Here is a 17,822-nt window from a genome sequence, read left to right as displayed (position 1 = left end):
TTTGAAAGGCGGACGTTGTTACCTGCGGTAGAGTTTGTGTACGTGTTTGAACCCGCAATATAGCCGGTATCCGTAAAAGCAGACACAACGTTTTCAGATTCATCATCGGTCACAGAGCTTACTGTTGCGAGAAAATGAGAGGCCCCCGAATAGAATCGATTACGTATCTATCCCCACGGGTGGTTGGGCAGCATGGCATAACCATTCCGCCATTTCTCCACCAGCGAAGGGCATTCCCAAGTCAACTTGTAAATTAGCCTGATCGTTGCCCTTATAATCAACCGAATCCATCCCCTTCACCTCGGTCGCCTCAACCGAAATACCCTCGCCATAAGACAAAACTGCCTGCCTGACCCCCGTATTGACCACTTTCTTTTCAAGCGTCTCCAGCGCCTCTTTCTGCACAGCGATCTCGTCCACAGCCGTTTGGTGAGCCTGGCGGATATCCTCATGGGCTCCATCATTTCGGTTATGCTCGGAGATGGCTGTTGTGCAGGCTTGCCGGATGGCCTGATGCGCCTGGCTGTCTTTGTTGTGGTCGGAAAGGGCTCCCATGGTGGCATGCACGGAAGGGGCAATGGCAAGGGAAATAACCGCCTCGTTGCTCACGACCATGGGGGCGGTGATGGTGTGGGTCATGGTGCCCTTGGGGGAGTCCTTGCCTACCTTTTCCAGATCCGGGTGCTGGCCGATGCCGATGACGGTGTCGCCCGCCAAAATGGCCACTTCCCGGATCATCCAGCTGCCGGTTTCGGGCTCTGTCTCGGGGATGCTGACGCCGAACTCCACGACCTTGCCCGAAGGGACGTCCGGGGCATCCACCATGTCAATGGTGTCAATGGGCTGGCGGTAGAGCTCGTTTACCAGCATGGTGCTGCCCGAGTGGTCGGGCGTCTGGCCGCCGCCGTCCCCGATGGCGATGTGGGTGGCTTTGATTTTGGTTCCGGATGATTCAGCCGCTTGAATGGCCTGAAGCCCGGCAGGGGTCCATCTCAACATGGTCTTCTCCTTACAGTCTGATATGGGTTTTGACGCGAAGGCCGGCTGCCGCAAAGATTTGGGCCGGTGTCTGTGTCCTGGTGCTCACGCGGGCGAGTTTGGCCGTGGCGGCCTTGGCCCCGTTGATGACGTCTCGGATGGCGTCGTATTTTTTCCTGTCCATGGGGGTATCCGCGGGAACCGACACCTCGAATTCGGCCCACCTGGCGCTGTTAATGGGCTTCATGGAAGAGAGGGTGCACCCTTCGTGGCCATAGTGGTCCAGGATGCGTTCCACGCCGCGGTGCCGGCCTGCCATGCGATGCCAGACCCAGGCGTCAACCACCCGGGTCCGGTACTGGTCAAAGGTTTCGGCGGGGTGCTTTCGGATGCCCCTGGATTGTGCAAAGGCGGGCACAAGCTCGTCATCGCAGGTTTTGGGGTTCATCTGGTCCCGGGCCCACACGATGTCGGCGCACACATCGTCAAAGGCTTTTGCCATGCCCTTGAGAATGACGGCCACCGGGCCGCCTCCAAGGGCGGGGCGGAAGCGGAGCTGGTTGCGTATGTACTTCCAGAAAAGGGCCATCTATGCCTCCGGTTCCGTTACATGGGTCAGGGTCAGGCCGGTGAGGATGGCCAGGCCGTTTTGGCCCACGGTGATGTTTGTGGTGGGGGCGAGCCACTCCACCTCTTTGATGTGGGGCGAGACATTCATGATGGCCCCCACAACGCGGTCCTGGGTCATGTCTTCGCCCACGCCGAACATATAGGCCTCCTGGGCGCTTTCGTCCGGCTTGACAAAGAGGGTGCGGACGGCCGAGTCCGCCTTGGGCCGGATCTCTTCCCACACGGCCTCGGGTTTCAGGTGGAGGGCAAGGGAGATGGCCACAAGGACGGGGCTGGGGGCCAGGACCTGCCAGTCGTCGTTCTGGTGGGCGTTGGGGGCGATGGCCTCCCGCACCTTGTCAAGGAGTTCGTCGGTGGGCATCCCGGCCATGCCCCGGATGACGATATCCACCGTGCCCTGGCCCCTGGGGTGCTGGTCGTTGACGGCCACGTCCAGAACGCCGGGAACAGATGTTGCCCACCGCTTGTAGGCGTTGGAGGAGTAGCCGTCGTTGCCCTTCCACTGGAGCCTGTAGCGCTCCTTGAGGCTGGTATCGGACTCGGTGTCCACCCCTTCGGTGAGCAGCCAGCCGGACCGGTTGGTGACGGCATCCACCCCGGGAACGGGGGTGACGATGACGGAGATCTGGCCGGGGGTGACGTTTGCCGAGGCCCCGTAATCTTCGGACTCCACGGGCACGGCCACCTCGTTGTCTCCGTTTTGCATGACGGCATCTTCGGTGGTCACGAACCGGTGGACCTTGCCCGTGCCGTCGGGCTGGGTCCTGACGATGCGTCCTTTGGCAATGGAGACGTTGCCGCTGCTTGCCTCCCTGGTGAAGTGCACCATGCCCTTTGCCTTGCCCATGGCCTGGCGGGGGGCCTCAACCTGGTCGGCGTGGAGATCCAGCCACGTGCCGTGGGATTCTCCGGGAATCCCCAGCCGCACCTGATCGGCAAGGAGCAGGTACACCTGGTGCAGGCTCCAGCTCATTACCTCCAGGATGCCCCTCACCACGCCTTTGTTGAGGTTCATCTCCCGGGGAAGCCACCCCTTGGCGATGTATTCGTCGTGTACGTCAGATACCCTGCCGAGCATGGCAGCATGGTTTGAATGTTTTAGAAATTCGTGGAATGGGAACAGCCATCTTTGATCACTACCTCCATGGTTGCGGGATCGATTCCGATCACCAGGTTGTTTATGTGAGACTGGCCGATCCATTGCCAGCCGGCTTCGGCTTCGATGCCTTTCTCGTCCCAGGAGCGGATGCGGCAGGATTCGCTTCCGGCCTCCACCCTGGGGTCGTTTCTTAAGATGCGCCTCACTTCCGCGGTGAAGCCCATGCGATGGGTCTCCGTGTTTTCGTCCTTGATCCAGTGGTAGATCCGGCCACCGTAGGTCTCATCGTAGAAAAGGGTGCCCACAGGTGTTTTCAGGGCCTCGCGAATGTCCTGGAGACCGGTGTCTACGTCCTCGGTGAGCACGAGTTCACCGTTTGCGGCGATGAGGGCATGGCCCTGGCCGTCCAGCTTGATGTCTTGTCCGAAGATATGTTCCATTATGCCACCTTGTATGTGCCGGCACTGGACCCGCCACTTACCGTGACCTGGGCACTTGCCGTGATGTGAGCCACCACGGCGTTTGCCACGGCCGTCGCCAGTTTTTCGGCCCAGGCATGGTCGCCTGCCACCTCGATTCCCTGGGCGGTCATCTCACCGACGATCAATCCTTTGAGTGCGCTGTTGCTCAGACTCATTTTGTTGTTCTCCTTATTTCCCGGCAAAAACCGTTGAGGACACATCCCCGTGGGGAAGGCCTGTAAAATGGCAGACGCAGGCACCGGTCACCACGCCCGTGCCCTGATTGAGCTTGATGAGCGGGGCATCCACGGTGGCCTCGCTCCCCGCCTTGACCGTCCATTTGTCCCCGGTCTCTGTCTCCACGCTGGCCGAGGTGAGGGTCACAATGCGCTTGTCCGCTTCGATCTCGATGGAGACCCCGGGTTCCAGCTGGATGATGAAGGCCCCCAGGTCGCATTGGGGGGCCTTGTTGCCCTGCCACCTGAAATTGCCGATGCGGGGAAAGTTGGGGTCCCCATCGTAGTAAGAAAGATCGCAGCGGGTGCCCGGGGCAGGGGGGCAGACCACGCCGCGTAACCGCCCAGAGCACCGGGATCTCCACCTTGGGGATCACCGGTTCGTCGGGGTCCGGGGTTTCATCGTTTAAGAGCGGCTGCACATCGGCCCAGTACTGCCCGTCGCTGGGGTAGCTTCGGACCACCTCGGCCTTGCGCACCACCCGATAGAACTTGCGGAGGTTGGGCCGTACCAGCTCCACCGCCTTTTGAAAAAGTCGAAAGAAATCATCAACATTGGAAACGGTCATACGATCCTCCGTAGGAAAGAAAGGTGCGCACAGAGCGGGGACGCAGGACGTGTGTCACGGCGTCGGCCAGGAACAGCCCCTGGACCCCCTTGCGGGTGTCGTTTAATTGAAACTGCATGCCGGGCAGCATCCAGGGCGTGAGGAAGGTTTCCACCTCACTGGGCCCTTCGGTGCGGACCTTGTGGCGAATGATGCCCCCGGCCGTGGCAATGACCGGTACCGCCCCCTCCCTGGGGGCGCCGGACAGGACCAGGGCTCCGTTTTCAAGCCGCAGGTAAGACCGGCTCAGGTTCTGCGAAAAGCCGCTCTCCAAACTGTGCATCACCCCCATGATTGCTCCCCGGACAGGGCTGCCGCTGACGCTCATGCGCGGAATGAGGGTGTCGGGCAGGTCCACATGCCCCACGGGAAGCCCTGAGGCGGCAAGCATGCGCCTGGCAAGGACATCCGCCGGTTCCTCAAACCACGACTCCGTGAGATGTGTTGTCAGCAGGGCGCGCTCCGGGCCGTCGGCATGGATCACCACATGCTCCCTGGCCTTTAAAGAAGGCGCCCATCGGGTGACGGTGCCGGTGAACACCCCCGGGTCCCGGTCCCGATACCCGAACCGAACGGAAAGGGACTGCCCTTTGTCCAGGGCCTGATGCACCTCGCCCATGGGGTCGGGCACTGCAATGCTGGCCTGGGTCAGCACGGACCGCCGCGATGCGGTCACCACGCACTCCGGGCAGCGGGTGACCCGTTTTTTCCCAAGAAAAATGTCCAATTGGATGCCTGCAATGACCCCCATGACTACCTCCCCACATCCATTTTAAGGGACAGTTCCGGCTCTTTGGCCGTGGTACCGGGCGTCTTGTTCTCCGCCTTTCCGGAGGCCCCTCCGGCTTTCGGAGGTTGGGCCTGGTTTTGGATGGGCGGGTTGTGCTCGGTAAAGGCCAAGGTGGCCTTGATCGTATCCGTTTTGTTGTCCTCACTGGATTGCAAGCGTTTGAATACGGCATGGTCGATACCCCATGCCGAGATGTGGTGGTTGGCGATGGTGAATACCTTCGGGTTATTCTTGTCATTGGTCCCTTTGAAGACCGCTACGAGCTTTTTCAGTTTGTCGTAGCAGGTGCCGTTTTCGTCGCTCACCAGGACCAGGGACAGGGAAAAATCCGAATCCTCCCATCCCATGGGGAGTTTGGTGGTGCCGGGTTTGCCCTCCTCTTTGGGTTCATCGAAGATCACCTCGCTTCCTATGGAGAGACTCGACAAAATCCCGGGGACAGTCACCCCACCCAACGACACCTCACCATCTGAAAATTTCAAATACCCATCCATCAGTCCTGTCCTCCGTAAGAGCTCACCAGTGTCTGCAGGGCCTGGACAAAAGAGTCCGCGTCCGACACATCGGGGAGCTGCACATGCAAATGTTCAATAACAACCCTGGAACCCTGGCTTCGCACCTCACCGCTTTCAGCGGCATGCTGCGGGCCGCTGGCACCTTCAGCCGCCTGTTCGTAAGGGGTGGCAACGGCCGGAAGGGAGCTGATGCCGGACGCGTATTGCCCTGGATCGGCCATGGCTGTGCCGAGGGCAAGGCCAACTCCGACTGCCGCCCCAGCGGCCCCTTTTTTCCCCAGTACCGACGTTGCGCCCCGGACTCCTGTGGACAGGGTATTCACCATTTGTGAGCCGGGAACAGTGAGCTTCGCCAGCGACCCCTCTTTGTCGTCCGAAGAGGAGAACCAGTTGCGAATTTTGCTGAATCCTCCCTTGATGATGGTAAAGGGCATCATGACGGCACGTTTGATGCCCGATGCCAGGGAATGCATAATCTTCACGCCGATTTCGGCCAGGTTGATGTTGGACAGGAAATTCTTGACGCCGTTAAAGCCTTGAATCTGCCATCCCATCCTAAAGGCGTCAGGTTGAGAAATGCCCACTTGATGCCGTTGCCGATGGAAGCTGCATGCTCCACGATCCAACCGGCAGCATTGCCAATGCCTTCCCCAAGCCAGACAAATGCCGAGAACAAATGGCCCACCACCTTGATGCAAAGCGTAAAGGGGCTAAGAACAAGACGAACGGCCCAGGCCAATACCTGAAAGGCCGAGCCAACCACAACGCCCACGATGGCACCGAAGGTCTGCCAGTTTGAAACGCTTGTGGACTCTGCCGCACCGAAAAGGGCGCTCGTCACGTAGCTGATGATTTTCCACAGGGGGCGGAAGGCACCCGTCACGGTATCGATGATGGGGGTAAATATACTCCCAATTCCCTGCCATGGTGGTGACCATGGCGTCCCAGGCTGTGTCCCAGGCCACCTTGATGCGATAGATCACGCGACAGATCGTGGTAATCACGCCGACCAATCCAGCCACCTGCACGTCCTTTGCCAGTTGGCCTTCAATGGTGCCGATGGTGCCTGATAAGCTTTTAAAAACGGAGATGACGCCCTGGACAATCAGTGTCAAAGGCTTGAAAAATTGGCGATCTTCCCAGAAGGCAATGATCACAGCCCCCAGCGCGATAATGCCCATGGCAACCAGGCCGATGGGGTTGGTTAGAAGCGTTGCGTTGAAAAAGCCGAACGCTGCCGTAACCAAGGTCAGCACCCCGGGTAAGTACGCCAGGACGATGGCGACGGCGGAAAATCCGCCGGCCATGAGCAGGACCGCTTGTCCGATGGGGTGGGATGCCAGGGTCGTTAACCAGCCCACCACCGTGATAAGTGCGTCCGTTAAAACTTTTAAAATCGGGGTGAAGGCACTGCCCACCACGATGGAAAAGTTGGTGGTTGCTACCCCCAGGATTTTGAGGGACCCGTTGAGGTTGTTAAGTTTTGCCGTGGCCATTTCCGCTGCACGGCCTGTGTCGTTGTCCGCCGCTTTGCCAAATTCCTTGAGGCTGCCGATCCCCTCATTTAACAGGGTGTTGACAGGCTTAAGGGCTTCCTCACCGAAGATGGTTGTCAGCGTGGCGGCCTTTTCAGCCGCTTCCATGCCGGCAAGTGCTTTCTCAAGGCCCCCCCAGCATATCCAAAAGATCTCCGCCGGATGCTGTGGGACTAAAATCTATTTTTTTGAGGGCTTTTGCTGCGGCATCTGTCGGCGCGGTCAGCTTTTGGAACATGGTGGAGGTTGTTTTGCCCACACTTTCCGCCTTGATACCGGCTCCGGTCATGGCGTCGGTGATGGCCGCAAACTCGGCAAAACTGACCCCGGATTTGCCAACAGCTGCCCCGGCATTGTCCAGGGCCGTGCCGAGCTTTGCGAGGTCCATGCCCGAAGCCGAGGCCGAGGCGAGGGTATCGGCCACCGTGCCCGACTCCGACGCTTTGATGTTGAAACGATCCATGGCTGCGGAACTCATCGAGACCGCTGCGCTCAGGCCACACTGGGCTGCCGTGGCCAGGTTCAGGATATCCGGCATGGCGCCAACGATCTGGTTGGGTTCGAACCCCGAGCTTGCTGAGCTCCTCCTGGGCCGTCACGATCTCCCCGGCGGCAAATCCCGTCTGGGCCCCTAAGTCCAGGGCGCTTTGTTTCATCAGAGCCATTTTACTGGCGCTGGCTTTTGAGACGGCCCCCAGGCTTGACATCTGAGCCTCGAAATCGGCTGCCACCGAAATGGTGGGAGACAGGACGGCAAGGAACATCTTCGCTGCAAGGGCGAAGGGCATCATTTTTTTGGCGATACCCTTGAAGCCGTTTCCGAATTCCGTGCCCGCCTTTTTCGCGTTTTCGAAGGCACTTTTTATTTCATTTAAGGAATTGATGGCGGATTCTGCCATTCCTAAGTCTTGTAAAATGCTAAGCGCTTCCACTAACTGACTCCTCCTATTAGGCGCTGCAACGATTCAAGGTGTCTCTTCTCCAACCATTCTGCCCGGGCAACCTGGGAGGCGAAGGTCTCCAGGTTCTCCGCCGCCTCTTGTCCCAGCCAGTGGGAGATCATGGCCTCCCACTGGTCCATGGGGTCCAGGGTTTCCCGGGCGCGCCGGATCAGTTTCCCAGGTCACCCACGCCCACGGCCCCCATGATGGCGTTGCCGAAGGTGGCGGCCAGGCCGGGGTAGGTCTTGATGTTGGCGGCCAGGGCCTCTTTTTCGTCGGGGTGCACAATTTCGGAGACGAAGTTGCCGAAGGCTTTCATGGCGTCTTTGCCGGCCCCTTTCTGGGCACGGGAGATCTGGGGCCGGTTGGGGCGTTTGAAGTGGTGCCTGATGGTCACCTCTTTTCCGGCAAACCGGTCGTTGAAGGTGTGTTCCATAAGGGTGTAGCCTTCGTAGGAGGTGGATGCTTCGGGTGCGGTTGTATTGGGGTTTTCTGTGGTCATGCGTTGTTCTCCTTGGATGATGTAAAGTCTCAGCCTGCCTCCGGCAGGGCTGCCGGAGGCAGACATGGGCTGAATCGTTACCGGTTCGCCCCATGCAAGGGCATGGGGCGGTAGGGGTTAAAGGGCTGCCTCTCCGTTCCATTTGATGGGGTTGAGGATCTTGAAGTCGAGCTTCACCTTGCCGGTGGCCGACTCGTCCTGCTTGGCGCTGGTGTCCTGCTTGGTGATTTTCACTTCGGCCAGGGTGTCGGTGACGGTGTCCATGCCCTCGTCGCCGTAGCTGACGCTGATGGGAAAGGGTTTTGCCTTGTAGACGCTGCCGCCCAGGTTCTTGCGAAGGCTTTCAAACTCCTCCCTGAGCAGGCTCATGGACCCTGAGGCGCTGTAGTTCTTGCGCCCGTATTTCCTGGACACGCTGCCTTTGCCGTAGACAACATCGATTTCCCGGCTGTCGTTGTAGCTGATCTCTTCGATATCGATTGCCGTCGTGCCGTTAAGATCAATGGTTACCGATTCCCAGTCATAGGTGTTTCCGTTGATGGGCATTAGGCCACCTCCAGTCTCGGATCCTGACGGCTGCCCGCGTACACGTACTGGGCAAAGAGTCGGATCTCTCGGATAATGGGCAGGCCGATGAGGGTAAACTCAACGGCAACCCCGTTGTTAACGATGTCCTGGCCGGCGGGGATCTCCACTTTGGAGGCGGCCAGCTCCTGGGGTCTTGCTGCGATCATGGTGCCGTGGGCCCCTTCGATGCAGGCTTTCAGATAGTTGAGGCCGCTGCCTCCGTTGTCCGCCAGGGTGGGGTCCCCGGCTTCGTCGTACATGCTCTTGAGGGCTGCCATGCGGGAGAGGCGCACCGCCTTGAAGACGGTTCGCACCACCTCTTCGTACTGGAAGTCGCTGGAGGGATCGGCCAGGGTTCTGGAGTCCCCCCAGTAGGCGGAGGAGAGGCCCGCATAACGCTTGGCCGTCAGGGCGCCTGCCTTTTCCAGGGTCTTCTGATGGGCTTCGTTGAAGTCCTCGTCCAGGGTCCCCTGGGAGATGCCACCGTCTTTGACGCGGCCCGTGGCCCGGCATACCGGAATGGAGAGCACCCGACCTGCCTGGAGCCCGGCCCAGTTGCGCATCAGGCGCTTGCCCGAGGGGTCCGACACCTCGCCGTAGGCCGCGCACACCTGAACAAACCGGTGGGCGTAGCTGTCCAGCTCGGCCTTGCAGGCCGCGGTCCAGTCATCCACGGTTTCTCCGTCCTGGGGCAGGCGGTAGGCCATCTTGAAGTAGGTGGGGCGGTGGAGGCTCCACAAGGCATCGGCCTTGGCACCGGCTGCCGCCCAATCGCTGCTGTCCGAGGGCCCCACGATGAGGACGAACTCCACGTCATAACGTTCCAGGGGTTTCTCAAGGGCCGCCATCACCCCGCTGATGCTGGGCACAGGGGGAGCCAGGCGGCAGGTGTACACCGTGCCGACGGTCATGTTCGAGGCGGGAACCGTGATGGTAACTCCTGTGGAACCGGCGGCAATCAGGCCGTCGGCGGGGAGGGTGCGTTCAACGTCCCAGCTGTCGCCGCCGTCCAGGGAGAGCTGGTAGGTCCCCTGGTTCCGGCCACCGGACTTGACGATTTTCAGGATCAGTTCACCGGCTGCCTTTACCGTGCCGGACACGTCGATGTCCGGGCCGGTGCCGACTTTCTCCACAGGGCCGATGGGGGTGCGCACGGTGACGCTGTAGGTGTCGCCCTCTTTTTGTTCTTCATCCGCAAGGACCAGAGTGGCACCGGAGTCCCCCAGGGTGACCTGGCCGTTGGCCGGGGTGGCTTCCGCCGAGGCGAAGGTCTTGCCTCCGTCCAGGGAGAGTTCGATTGTGGCCGTGCCTAAGGCACCAGTGGTCTTGATCTTCAGCACCGCGTCCAGGTTGCCTGCGGGAGAGCCCGTTGCCGTTGCGGAAGGTCCTGTGCCCGTGTGGCGCACACTGCCGATGTACCCGCCGGAGAGGCCTTCAACAGGCACGGCGATGACCACAGGCTCCTGACCCCCTGTTGCAAACACGTCCTTGAGGGTGTCCACCAGGGGGCCGACCCCCAGGAGGCCTTCGAGGTCCGAGTGCTTGCCGAGCAGGTAGGCCTTGCCCACGGTGCCCTTGGAGCAGACACCGGTCACAATGGCCGTGCCCGATACCCCGCCGGGAGCAAGGCCGCTGGCCCCGTCCACCAAAAATTCCAATACGTCGCCCATAATCGCTCCTTACACGATTCGGCCACCGCCCAGGGGGCGGTTGCGGAATCGTTTCAATGCGTCGTTAAACGCGGTTTCGGTAATCTGTTTGCCGGGAGCCCAGCCTGCGGCCTGCATCAGTCCTGCAAGCTCCCAGGACGGCAGGGCGCTTTTGTCTGCCAGCGCCGCCAGATCAAGCTCCTCTTCCTTTGCCTTTGTCTGTTGTTTTTTGGCCATTTAAGCCTCCTTGGTTTTGGGGGTGAACTGCACCTTGCGGATCAAGGGCAGGTCGGTCTCTTTACAGAGCATCCACTCAAAGGTGAGGTGAAGGCTGTTGCTCCGCCTCACAAACACCTCCGTCCTGTTGCCGGTAAAGCCATCTCGCGTGGCCTTTTCCACGCGAATCTGTACAAGGTTGTTGTCTGCGTCTGCCCGTTTGGGGGGCAGGGTGACGATGAACGCGTTGACAAATGCGTCCAGCCATGACTCATCGTCTGAGATCACCTCGACTCGCACGGGGAGCCGGCCCGTGTAGACCCGGTTGCGGACACGCTGGTGGGTCCCTTCCGGCAGCGTCCACTTGGCAAGGGGCCGGGGGGCGTACATGAAGGTTTCTGCCAGGTACTCAAGCTCAATGCGCTTTTTGGGATCGATGGGGGACGGCTTGTTCGGCTTGGCCATCACGCTGTCTGCGCTGAGCCCGCACTGAACCGCCGCTTCCCTGATCCATGTTTCCGCCTGCTGTCTCATGCCACCCCCATGCTGTGCCTTGTTTTGTCTAAGGTGTTGAGTGCTTCCAGCACCTGAATGTCCTCCTTTGCTGCTTTGCGCTTTGGGGAAGGGATCAAGCTTGCCCTCGCGGATGGCAGCAAGATCGGACTCCGCCCGGTTGCGCTCGTGGAGAAGGGGCAGCCACTCGTTGTCGGTGTCGGCCTCGGACGTCACCAGGGTTGTCACCGCCGCCACGGTTCGCCAGGCCGAAAGGGCCGCCGCAATGCGGCAGAGGGTGGCCGAGGCGCCGGAGGCCGCATACCCGCCTGCAAGAAGGGCATCGTCGATCTCCCCATGCACTGCATCCACGGCACGATTCATGATCCCGGGGCTTTTTTCCTCAGCCACCGACAGGTAAGCTTGCAAAACGTACAGGGTCAGGTCTTCCTGTGTGCACCAGGCCATGGCCATGCCTCCTTCTCGGAAATGTTGATTCGTTTCATGTCGTGCTCCTTCGTTGTTGACGCCTGTACTATCCCACGGGGGGACGGGGGCATGGGTTTCAAGCGTTTTACTCTTAATGCATGGTTCCGGCGGCAAGGGGCTGATGCCCCTTTGACCCCAGGTGCGCACATGCTCTGCACCTTCGTTCCTCTGGTGCGTCACATGTGCTGACGGGCTGCGCCGAGTCGTATTATGGTCAGGTGCACTCTGTGCACCATGATCGGGTACCGTAGGTTTGCGGGATTACCGGGGCATCCGCGTTATGCCAGGCCTTCATTCCAGTGCACGGAGTGCACCCTAAAACCCGGCCCTATCCGGGGGGTAAAGCCAACAAGGGCGGCGACTTTGTTTGTTACCGCACCAAATGGCCCACAGCCCGTGGCGGGGCACCGGAATTTTGGGGTGATGTGTTGAAATGCGCGGAGAGCAGGGGGGCTTTTTGTTTGCCAGGTCTGGAAGCGAGTGCCGAGGGTGTCCCTGAAACACGCTCCTTAATAAATGAGGTAAAAGCGTGGCCCCCGGCAGGGCGCCGGGGGCCTTTTTAATCTATTGGAATCGGTTCATCGTTTGCATCCATCATTCAGGAGGTATTCCTGGATCATTTCAACGGTCCCTTTGACGCCGTCCATTTTCCCTGAGAGCCCGGCGACCTCTTCGGCCACGTCGTTGATGCGGTCGTAGACTGCCGCCAGGTCTTCGTGGGAGAGGGCATGGGCCATGTTTGTCTCCAATTTGGTGACACGCTCGGCAATGACCGACACCTCCTGGTGGACCCCTTTGACTTCCCGGGTCTTGGCGTTGAACCGGCTGCCGAGCCACACGTACGCCCCGATGGCGAGGGTGAGGCCGTACTGGCCCGCGTCAAACCAGAACCGCAGGGCTGAATAGTCCGTCGGTTGTGTGCTCACCTTTTCTTCCTTTCATGCCGGGATTCGCAGGAGACGCACCGCACGCAGCCCGGCATGGCCTGGCGCCGTTTCATGGGGATGGGTTCGCCGCAATCCACGCATTCGCTGAGGGATTCGGCGGCGGCGGACCGGACCTTTGCAAGCTGGTTGGCTATGGCGTTGCGGTTCAGGTGGTCGGCGTAATCGTTTGCTTTGTCGCAGATATCCATTGCCTTACGCCCTCCCCAGCTTCAGGTTGCCTGCAAGGCCCTTGGACGCCATGCGGTCTCCGAACCACCAGGTGACCGCTGTCACCGTGAGGTACAGCACAATGTTGATGGTGTCCGAAAGGATGCCTCCGGCCATGGCCGGGGTCAGGGCGGGGCCGTTTACCGCTTCCAGGAGCTGCCACGCCTTTGCCGTGATCCAGGTGGAGACGCCCAGGAGGTAGGCGGTTATCCCGGGCCGGGCCATGGATTTAAAGGCATCGGCCAGTCCGAAGAACAGGGCCAGGAGCACCCCGAAGGGCACGGTGAGGCATTTTGCCCAGCCTGTCATGTCCAGGAGCCGGTCCATGTAGCCGCTGTCAAAGATGCGCACCTGGCCTGCTTTCTGGCTCTCGGTAAAGGCCGCCACTTCGGCCATCTCGATCTCTCCTGCCACCCGGGTGCGGGTGACCCTGATGTTGGCTTCGGCCTCGGCCATCATGGCTTCGCTCTCTGCCTCGACCATGGCCACGTCGTGTGCCCGCTGTCTGTCCCGGTCGTCCATCTCCAGGGCCTTGATTTTGCGTTGGTTGTACGAGGACCAGACGGTGCCGATAAGCCCGGTCAGTCCACCGAAAAGGGTCGTCAAAAGGGTTCCTTCAAGCATGGTTGTTTTCCCAGGGGTCGATGATGGTGATCTGGGCGTCCCGGCCCGCCATCAGGTTGTTGAATTGCCTCACCGTGGCCCGTGACACCAAGACGGCCCGCTGGCCGTTGAGCCAGCCCATGCGCCTTCCCAGCAGCACGCATCCCTCCACATGGGTCTTGAGCCCCTTGCGGATGTCCCCGGCATAATTGCCGGAGTGAACGAGGATATACGTGCGGTGGGGAACCTGGCGGATGTGGCAGGTGGCACGCCTGGGCGTGACCCGCCATGCCATGGGGTAGGTCCCGGGCGGGATGCACGACACGTTGGGTCGATTCTCCCGCCAGGGCAGCTCCAGGGTGAAGCAGGCAAAGCCAAGCTCGGGGACCGTCAGGATGCCTTCGGTGCCCTGGTCGGATTGGCGCAATCGGGTGAGGTATAGGGTGAGTGTTTTTTCCATGAAGGTATAAAAACACAGAAAAAACAGGGGGTGGGTTTAAAGGGTTTTAACGTCTTTTGACTGGTTCCCAGGTACCCCCACCTGGCCGCCGGGGGCAACTGAATGGTTCAGCGTTGGCCCTGGTGGGCGGCCCGGGCAGGCCGGTACACCCATCTAATCAAAGGACCGCTTATGCTGGTCTCGATCTTTTCGCAGGGACCGCTGCTTGCTGATGATGTTGTAAATCTGTGCCGTGGTTAACCCGGTCTTTCGGGAAAGCTCCCGCTGGTTGCATCCGTCAAAGAGCCGGAAGATCATGGCATCCCGGATGGCCCGTTTTAACTTATCGTCCCTGGGAAGGTAGACGTTGCGTCCGCCCAGGTAGTGGGCAATGACCACGATGACGTTTTGCGACCACTCCAGGGCCTCCTCCGGCTCCATTTTGGCCCAGTCCTGGAAATGGTCATCCACCACATCCACCAGTTCGGCCAGGAGGGTGGGCCACAGGCGCTGGTCATCCCTCACCGACGGGTCCAGCCCGCTCAGTACCTGCTTTGCATCCATGGCATTCAGGATCGATGGCTTGATTGTTCGGCGTTTCGCTTCATCTCTCCTCCGTATTCTGCTGTCTTGCCAGGGCAGGTCATCCCGTCCTGCGATCTCCCGTACGTGTTTCTTTCGTCTATCCACTATACCGCCGCCAGGGCCAGAGCCACAGGCTTGTAGGCTTCGGTCTCTTCATCCCGCTCATACACCCGTAAATAGGGCTTTGTGTCGGCCACTTTCATGCTGTCCGTGATGGCCTCCATGGCTTTTTTCCATTTGGGGTGTTCAATCTTCAGCTGGCGAAGGCCCAGGACGCGGGAGGTGCTTACCTTGCCTTCGGAGTCTGTTTTAAAGGCATGGTCCACAAGGGCCTTTACCTCGCTCCGGCTTCCGTCCGTCCATTCCTGGATGCACTCGTCAATGAGCTCCTTGGCTACCTGGAGGCGCTCGTCAAAGACGATGTAATCGGCCATGGCGCGTTCGACCCGGTACCGTCCGTCAAAGGAGTGAAGGGTGACGTTTCCTTTTTTACCGCCGATTTTTACCCCGTACTTCTCACCGGAGAGCTGAACAAAGGCCGCCGTGTCCGCCATGGCCCTGCCCTTGAAGTCGGCCAGGACCTTCTGGGTGGCCTTGGCTCTCTCAACGATCTCTTTGACCAGGTCGTCCCGCATCAGGTCCAGTTCCTCTACCTGCTCCATGGGGACCAGGTGGCCTTTCATGTCCTTCATGTATCCTTCAGGTACCTGCATCACTCATCACCTCCATTGATCAATTAGGTCTTCGGCCCGGTCCGGGGCCCTTCGGGCGGCGGCAATCTCTGAGAGCGCCTTTGTCTGTTCAGCGGCCAGTTCACACTCATCGTTTGATTCCATGGTGGTCGAATTGGATCTTCCACCAGCTTCGCCGTTGTGACGGAATACACTTTTGTGTTAGTGTCTCTTTGATTCGGTTACAATTTGACCTACACATGAAATGTATGATTGTGCAGGCTGCTGGGTTTTGTACACCGTGGGTTGATTTATCGCCCATAAATCTGTTCACGTCAAGTGTATTTTTGATGATGAAGTTTAATTTTTAGTGTACTCAAGGTTCCGGTATGTACATAATGAATAATAATTGCTGGTTACACTTCAGGTTTATTTTTGAGCGTGCCATTGCATCTTAAGTTTAAACGGTTGCAACCGGTTTGGAGGCGCTATGGATTCGGTAAAGGCCATTGATAGAATCATGGAAGCCACAGGTTTAAGCTCGCAAAGAGAGCTTGCGGATTTGCTGAATGTTTCTGTTCAATCTATTTCGAATCAAAAGAAGAAAGAGGGGATTCCGGCCCCCTGGCTCCTGACTCTCTGTGACAGTCATGACCTTAACCCCAAATGGATAAGGGATGGCGTGGGGCCGAAATATATTGGCAGGGACGGTAAGGATGGGAGCGCATGCCATCAGCCTGAAGAGGAGTCACAGCAGGTCAAGCCGCCGTGCGTTCGCCAGGAAGGCCGTATTGAAGAGGATGAGAACGGGGAGCTGAAGGTCCCCGTCCTTGAAGCACCCGAGGTGGATCACTACGACTACATCCCCATGGTTGAGGCCCAGCTGTCGGCAGGAGGGGGCTCCTTCATGGCCAGCGAGCGGATCAGGGATTACTATGCCTTCCGCAAGGCCTTCATTGCCAACGTCGCCACATCGGTGAAAAAGCTTATCCTGATGCGTGTTTCCGGTGAATCCATGGAGCCCGAGATCCGAAACGGGGCCACCGTCATGATAGATTTGGGCCGCAGGCACATTAAAAACAACTGCATTTACGCCCTGGGCCTGGAGGACACCATCATAATAAAAGAGCTGGAGCGTATCCCCGGGGGCCGTGTCCGCGTTATCTCCAAAAACCCCCAGTACCCCGCATACGAAGCCGATGCCAAGGCCCTGCGTATCATTGGCCAGGTGATCTGGGGTGATCGCATGTATCCCATCTAAACGACCATGCCTTGGGCATTGGAAAACAAAAAAGCGGCTCCGGGAAACTCCCCGGAGCCGCTTAAAAACGAGTTCATTACAGTCTGTAAAAAAACGGTTTTCCTACCTTCTTTTCCCGCCAATCCCTGGCCCGATGGGCTGAAATTCAATGACAGTGCTTCCCGGTAGCGGGTTTACCTTTTTCCCGACCCCTTTGATTCCTGCTCCTGTCGGATTGCTGAAAGCGCGGAAGAAACAATACCGGTTGGCACGGCAACCAGTCCCAGGCCCAGCATCAGAACAACAAAGGTAAACATCCGTCCACCCGTGGTGATGGGGTAAATATCGCCGTAACCCACCGTCGTAAGGGTTGCCACTGCCCACCAGAGGCAGTCAAAAATTGAGCGGAACACCTCCGGCTGTGCCTGATGCTCAAAGTGGTAGACACCCACCGCTGCAAGGTAAAGCATGACCATGCTGCCCACGGTGAAAATCAGCAGCTCTTCCTTGGCCAGGGCAATGGCCTTGCTGAACCGCAGGAGAGCGCTGTTGTATCGAGCCAGTTTCAAGAGCCTGGTCAGCCGGAGAAGTCTCAAAATCCTCAATGTTCGAAGGTCCACGGCCGGAGCAATATAAAAGGGGAAAATCGCCAGGAAATCCACAATACCGTAAAAGCTGAAAATGAATTTCAGGCGATGCTCGGCGGTGTAGATTCTCCAGAGGTATTCGATGGTGAAAATGCCTACGACACATACCTCGGAATACCATAAAAACCGACGCATACCCGCAGATAAGTCCGGTATGGTTTCAATGGAAAAGCAGACAACTGAATAAAGGATAAGAAGGGTTATAAACAGGGATACGGACGGGGCATCCTGCTTGTGTGTTTCGGTGCTGCTTTCCACCGGAGCGATCTGCTGTGGCTTCATTCTTTTCCTCTGTAAAATTTCAAGACATGATTTTACTGATTGGGTCTTTGACTGACTATGAATTATTTATCTTTGTTGTTTTATGAAAGATAATGGGCCGGGGCAACAACTAAATGAAGAGTGACTATGGTTTTGTGTGGGGTATGATTCAGTGATTTGAAAATGCAAAATGTAAATCAGCGTTTGCTGTTTGATTTTCTCACCCTTCGGGCGAGCCGGGGTAGGGCGAAAGGTTGCGGCAGGCATCCGGGTCAGTGGATGTTGTTTCTACTGTCGTTGAAATGAATAAATACAGACCATTACGGTAAAAAAACTGTTGACACGCAGGCAGGATGAAATTATGGTGAGTCGTAATAACTAGTTATTGTGGGAATCAAGAAGCGACCCGACAGGATGCTGGAACATCCTGCCAGGCCTGACCAGAACAACCTAAGACGGAGGTCGTCATGGCTAAGCGGTTTTTTACACCACCCCCCGATCCATTTCAAGTCGT

At 58.5% G+C, this 17,822-nt stretch carries 23 protein-coding genes and 3 pseudogenes; 2 read left to right on the top strand and 24 right to left on the bottom strand.

Going from position 1 to position 17,822, the window contains the following annotated elements; genetic code table 11:
• Window positions 1–159: 159 nt before the first annotated feature.
• The 23 genes and pseudogenes from ACOYW1_RS16760 to ACOYW1_RS16650 all read right to left on the bottom strand — a co-directional run bounded on the left by ACOYW1_RS16760 (window position 160) and on the right by ACOYW1_RS16650 (window position 15,202).
• Window positions 160–999, bottom strand: coding sequence for a phage tail-collar fiber domain-containing protein (locus ACOYW1_RS16760; protein ID WP_482418933.1), 840 nt, complete (start codon window positions 997–999; stop codon window positions 160–162).
• Window positions 1,000–1,009: 10 nt separating this feature from the next.
• Window positions 1,010–1,567 (bottom strand): phage tail protein, encoded by a 558-nt coding sequence (locus ACOYW1_RS16755; protein WP_482418932.1) that lies wholly within the window; start codon window positions 1,565–1,567, stop codon window positions 1,010–1,012.
• Entirely contained in the window at window positions 1,568–2,686 is a 1,119-nt protein-coding gene (locus ACOYW1_RS16750; RefSeq protein ID WP_482418931.1) for a baseplate J/gp47 family protein, read from the bottom strand.
• Window positions 2,687–2,706: 20 nt separating this feature from the next.
• Window positions 2,707–3,147 (bottom strand): hypothetical protein, encoded by a 441-nt coding sequence (locus ACOYW1_RS16745; protein ID WP_482418930.1) that lies wholly within the window; start codon window positions 3,145–3,147, stop codon window positions 2,707–2,709.
• Window positions 3,147–3,344, bottom strand: a complete 198-nt coding sequence (locus ACOYW1_RS16740) for a hypothetical protein (RefSeq protein ID WP_180143102.1) — start codon at window positions 3,342–3,344, stop codon at window positions 3,147–3,149. The genes ACOYW1_RS16745 and ACOYW1_RS16740 overlap by 1 nt, the downstream gene beginning before the upstream one ends.
• 13 nt (window positions 3,345–3,357) lie before the next feature.
• Window positions 3,358–3,735 carry a hypothetical protein gene (locus tag ACOYW1_RS16735; protein WP_482418929.1) on the bottom strand — a complete coding sequence of 126 codons (378 nt, stop codon included), beginning with the start codon at window positions 3,733–3,735 and terminating at the stop codon, window positions 3,358–3,360.
• A 218-nt stretch (window positions 3,736–3,953) separates the two neighbouring features.
• The gene (locus ACOYW1_RS16730) at window positions 3,954–4,763 is read right to left on the bottom strand and encodes a hypothetical protein (protein WP_482418928.1); all 810 of its coding nucleotides are present in this window, start codon (window positions 4,761–4,763) and stop codon (window positions 3,954–3,956) included.
• A 2-nt stretch (window positions 4,764–4,765) separates the two neighbouring features.
• Complete coding sequence (locus tag ACOYW1_RS16725; RefSeq protein WP_482418927.1) at window positions 4,766–5,284, bottom strand: hypothetical protein; 519 nt, start codon at window positions 5,282–5,284, stop codon at window positions 4,766–4,768.
• Window positions 5,285–5,295: 11 nt separating this feature from the next.
• The gene (locus ACOYW1_RS16720) at window positions 5,296–5,871 is read right to left on the bottom strand and encodes a hypothetical protein (RefSeq protein WP_482418926.1); all 576 of its coding nucleotides are present in this window, start codon (window positions 5,869–5,871) and stop codon (window positions 5,296–5,298) included.
• 156 nt (window positions 5,872–6,027) lie between these two features.
• A complete protein-coding gene (locus ACOYW1_RS16715; RefSeq protein WP_482418925.1) occupies window positions 6,028–6,960 on the bottom strand; it encodes a phage tail tape measure protein in 933 nt (310 codons plus the stop codon).
• Between the two features lie 16 nt (window positions 6,961–6,976).
• Window positions 6,977–7,417, bottom strand: a pseudogene (locus ACOYW1_RS16710) (phage tail tape measure protein); the annotation flags it as partial.
• A gap of 25 nt (window positions 7,418–7,442) precedes the next feature.
• Window positions 7,443–7,616 (bottom strand): annotated as a pseudogene (locus ACOYW1_RS16705) (phage tail tape measure protein); the annotation flags it as partial.
• Between the two features lie 346 nt (window positions 7,617–7,962).
• Window positions 7,963–8,295: a DUF6848 family protein gene (locus ACOYW1_RS16700; RefSeq protein ID WP_482418924.1), complete on the bottom strand. Its 333-nt coding sequence runs from the start codon at window positions 8,293–8,295 to the stop codon at window positions 7,963–7,965.
• A 117-nt stretch (window positions 8,296–8,412) separates the two neighbouring features.
• Complete coding sequence (locus ACOYW1_RS16695; RefSeq protein ID WP_482418923.1) at window positions 8,413–8,841, bottom strand: hypothetical protein; 429 nt, start codon at window positions 8,839–8,841, stop codon at window positions 8,413–8,415.
• Window positions 8,841–10,532 (bottom strand): DUF2586 domain-containing protein, encoded by a 1,692-nt coding sequence (locus ACOYW1_RS16690; RefSeq protein ID WP_482418922.1) that lies wholly within the window; start codon window positions 10,530–10,532, stop codon window positions 8,841–8,843. Before ACOYW1_RS16690 ends, ACOYW1_RS16695 begins: the two co-directional genes overlap by 1 nt.
• A gap of 9 nt (window positions 10,533–10,541) precedes the next feature.
• Window positions 10,542–10,748: a hypothetical protein gene (locus tag ACOYW1_RS16685; protein WP_092215598.1), complete on the bottom strand. Its 207-nt coding sequence runs from the start codon at window positions 10,746–10,748 to the stop codon at window positions 10,542–10,544.
• Window positions 10,749–11,687, bottom strand: a complete 939-nt coding sequence (locus ACOYW1_RS16680; RefSeq protein WP_482418921.1) for a hypothetical protein — start codon at window positions 11,685–11,687, stop codon at window positions 10,749–10,751.
• 599 nt (window positions 11,688–12,286) lie between these two features.
• Window positions 12,287–12,634, bottom strand: a complete 348-nt coding sequence (locus ACOYW1_RS16675) for a DUF2730 family protein (protein WP_180143122.1) — start codon at window positions 12,632–12,634, stop codon at window positions 12,287–12,289.
• Window positions 12,631–12,843, bottom strand: coding sequence for a TraR/DksA family transcriptional regulator (locus tag ACOYW1_RS16670; RefSeq protein ID WP_482418920.1), 213 nt, complete (start codon window positions 12,841–12,843; stop codon window positions 12,631–12,633). Before ACOYW1_RS16670 ends, ACOYW1_RS16675 begins: the two co-directional genes overlap by 4 nt.
• Before the next feature lie 4 nt (window positions 12,844–12,847).
• Entirely contained in the window at window positions 12,848–13,486 is a 639-nt protein-coding gene (locus tag ACOYW1_RS16665) for a hypothetical protein (protein ID WP_482415603.1), read from the bottom strand.
• Window positions 13,479–13,925: a DUF5675 family protein gene (locus ACOYW1_RS16660; protein WP_482418919.1), complete on the bottom strand. Its 447-nt coding sequence runs from the start codon at window positions 13,923–13,925 to the stop codon at window positions 13,479–13,481. The genes ACOYW1_RS16665 and ACOYW1_RS16660 overlap by 8 nt, the downstream gene beginning before the upstream one ends.
• A gap of 153 nt (window positions 13,926–14,078) precedes the next feature.
• The gene (locus ACOYW1_RS16655; protein ID WP_482418918.1) at window positions 14,079–14,594 is read right to left on the bottom strand and encodes a Mor transcription activator family protein; all 516 of its coding nucleotides are present in this window, start codon (window positions 14,592–14,594) and stop codon (window positions 14,079–14,081) included.
• On the bottom strand, window positions 14,594–15,202 hold the full coding sequence (locus tag ACOYW1_RS16650) for a DUF3164 family protein (protein WP_482418917.1): 609 nt from the start codon (window positions 15,200–15,202) through the stop codon (window positions 14,594–14,596). The genes ACOYW1_RS16655 and ACOYW1_RS16650 overlap by 1 nt, the downstream gene beginning before the upstream one ends.
• 448 nt (window positions 15,203–15,650) lie before the next feature.
• Between ACOYW1_RS16650 and ACOYW1_RS16645 the strand changes: the two are divergent.
• Window positions 15,651–15,839, top strand: a pseudogene (locus tag ACOYW1_RS16645) (helix-turn-helix domain-containing protein); the annotation flags it as partial.
• 3 nt (window positions 15,840–15,842) lie between these two features.
• Window positions 15,843–16,421, top strand: a complete 579-nt coding sequence (locus tag ACOYW1_RS16640; protein WP_482423746.1) for a S24 family peptidase — start codon at window positions 15,843–15,845, stop codon at window positions 16,419–16,421.
• Between the two features lie 173 nt (window positions 16,422–16,594).
• Here the strand turns inward: ACOYW1_RS16640 and ACOYW1_RS16635 are convergent, their stop codons facing one another.
• On the bottom strand, window positions 16,595–17,329 hold the full coding sequence (locus ACOYW1_RS16635) for an ion transporter (protein ID WP_482418916.1): 735 nt from the start codon (window positions 17,327–17,329) through the stop codon (window positions 16,595–16,597).
• Window positions 17,330–17,822: the final 493 nt, after the last annotated feature.

This window comes from Desulfoluna sp. CYM3A, assembly GCF_056829965.1.
Note: the sequence above shows the minus strand (reverse complement) of the source record. Positions and strands in the feature narration are given on the sequence as shown.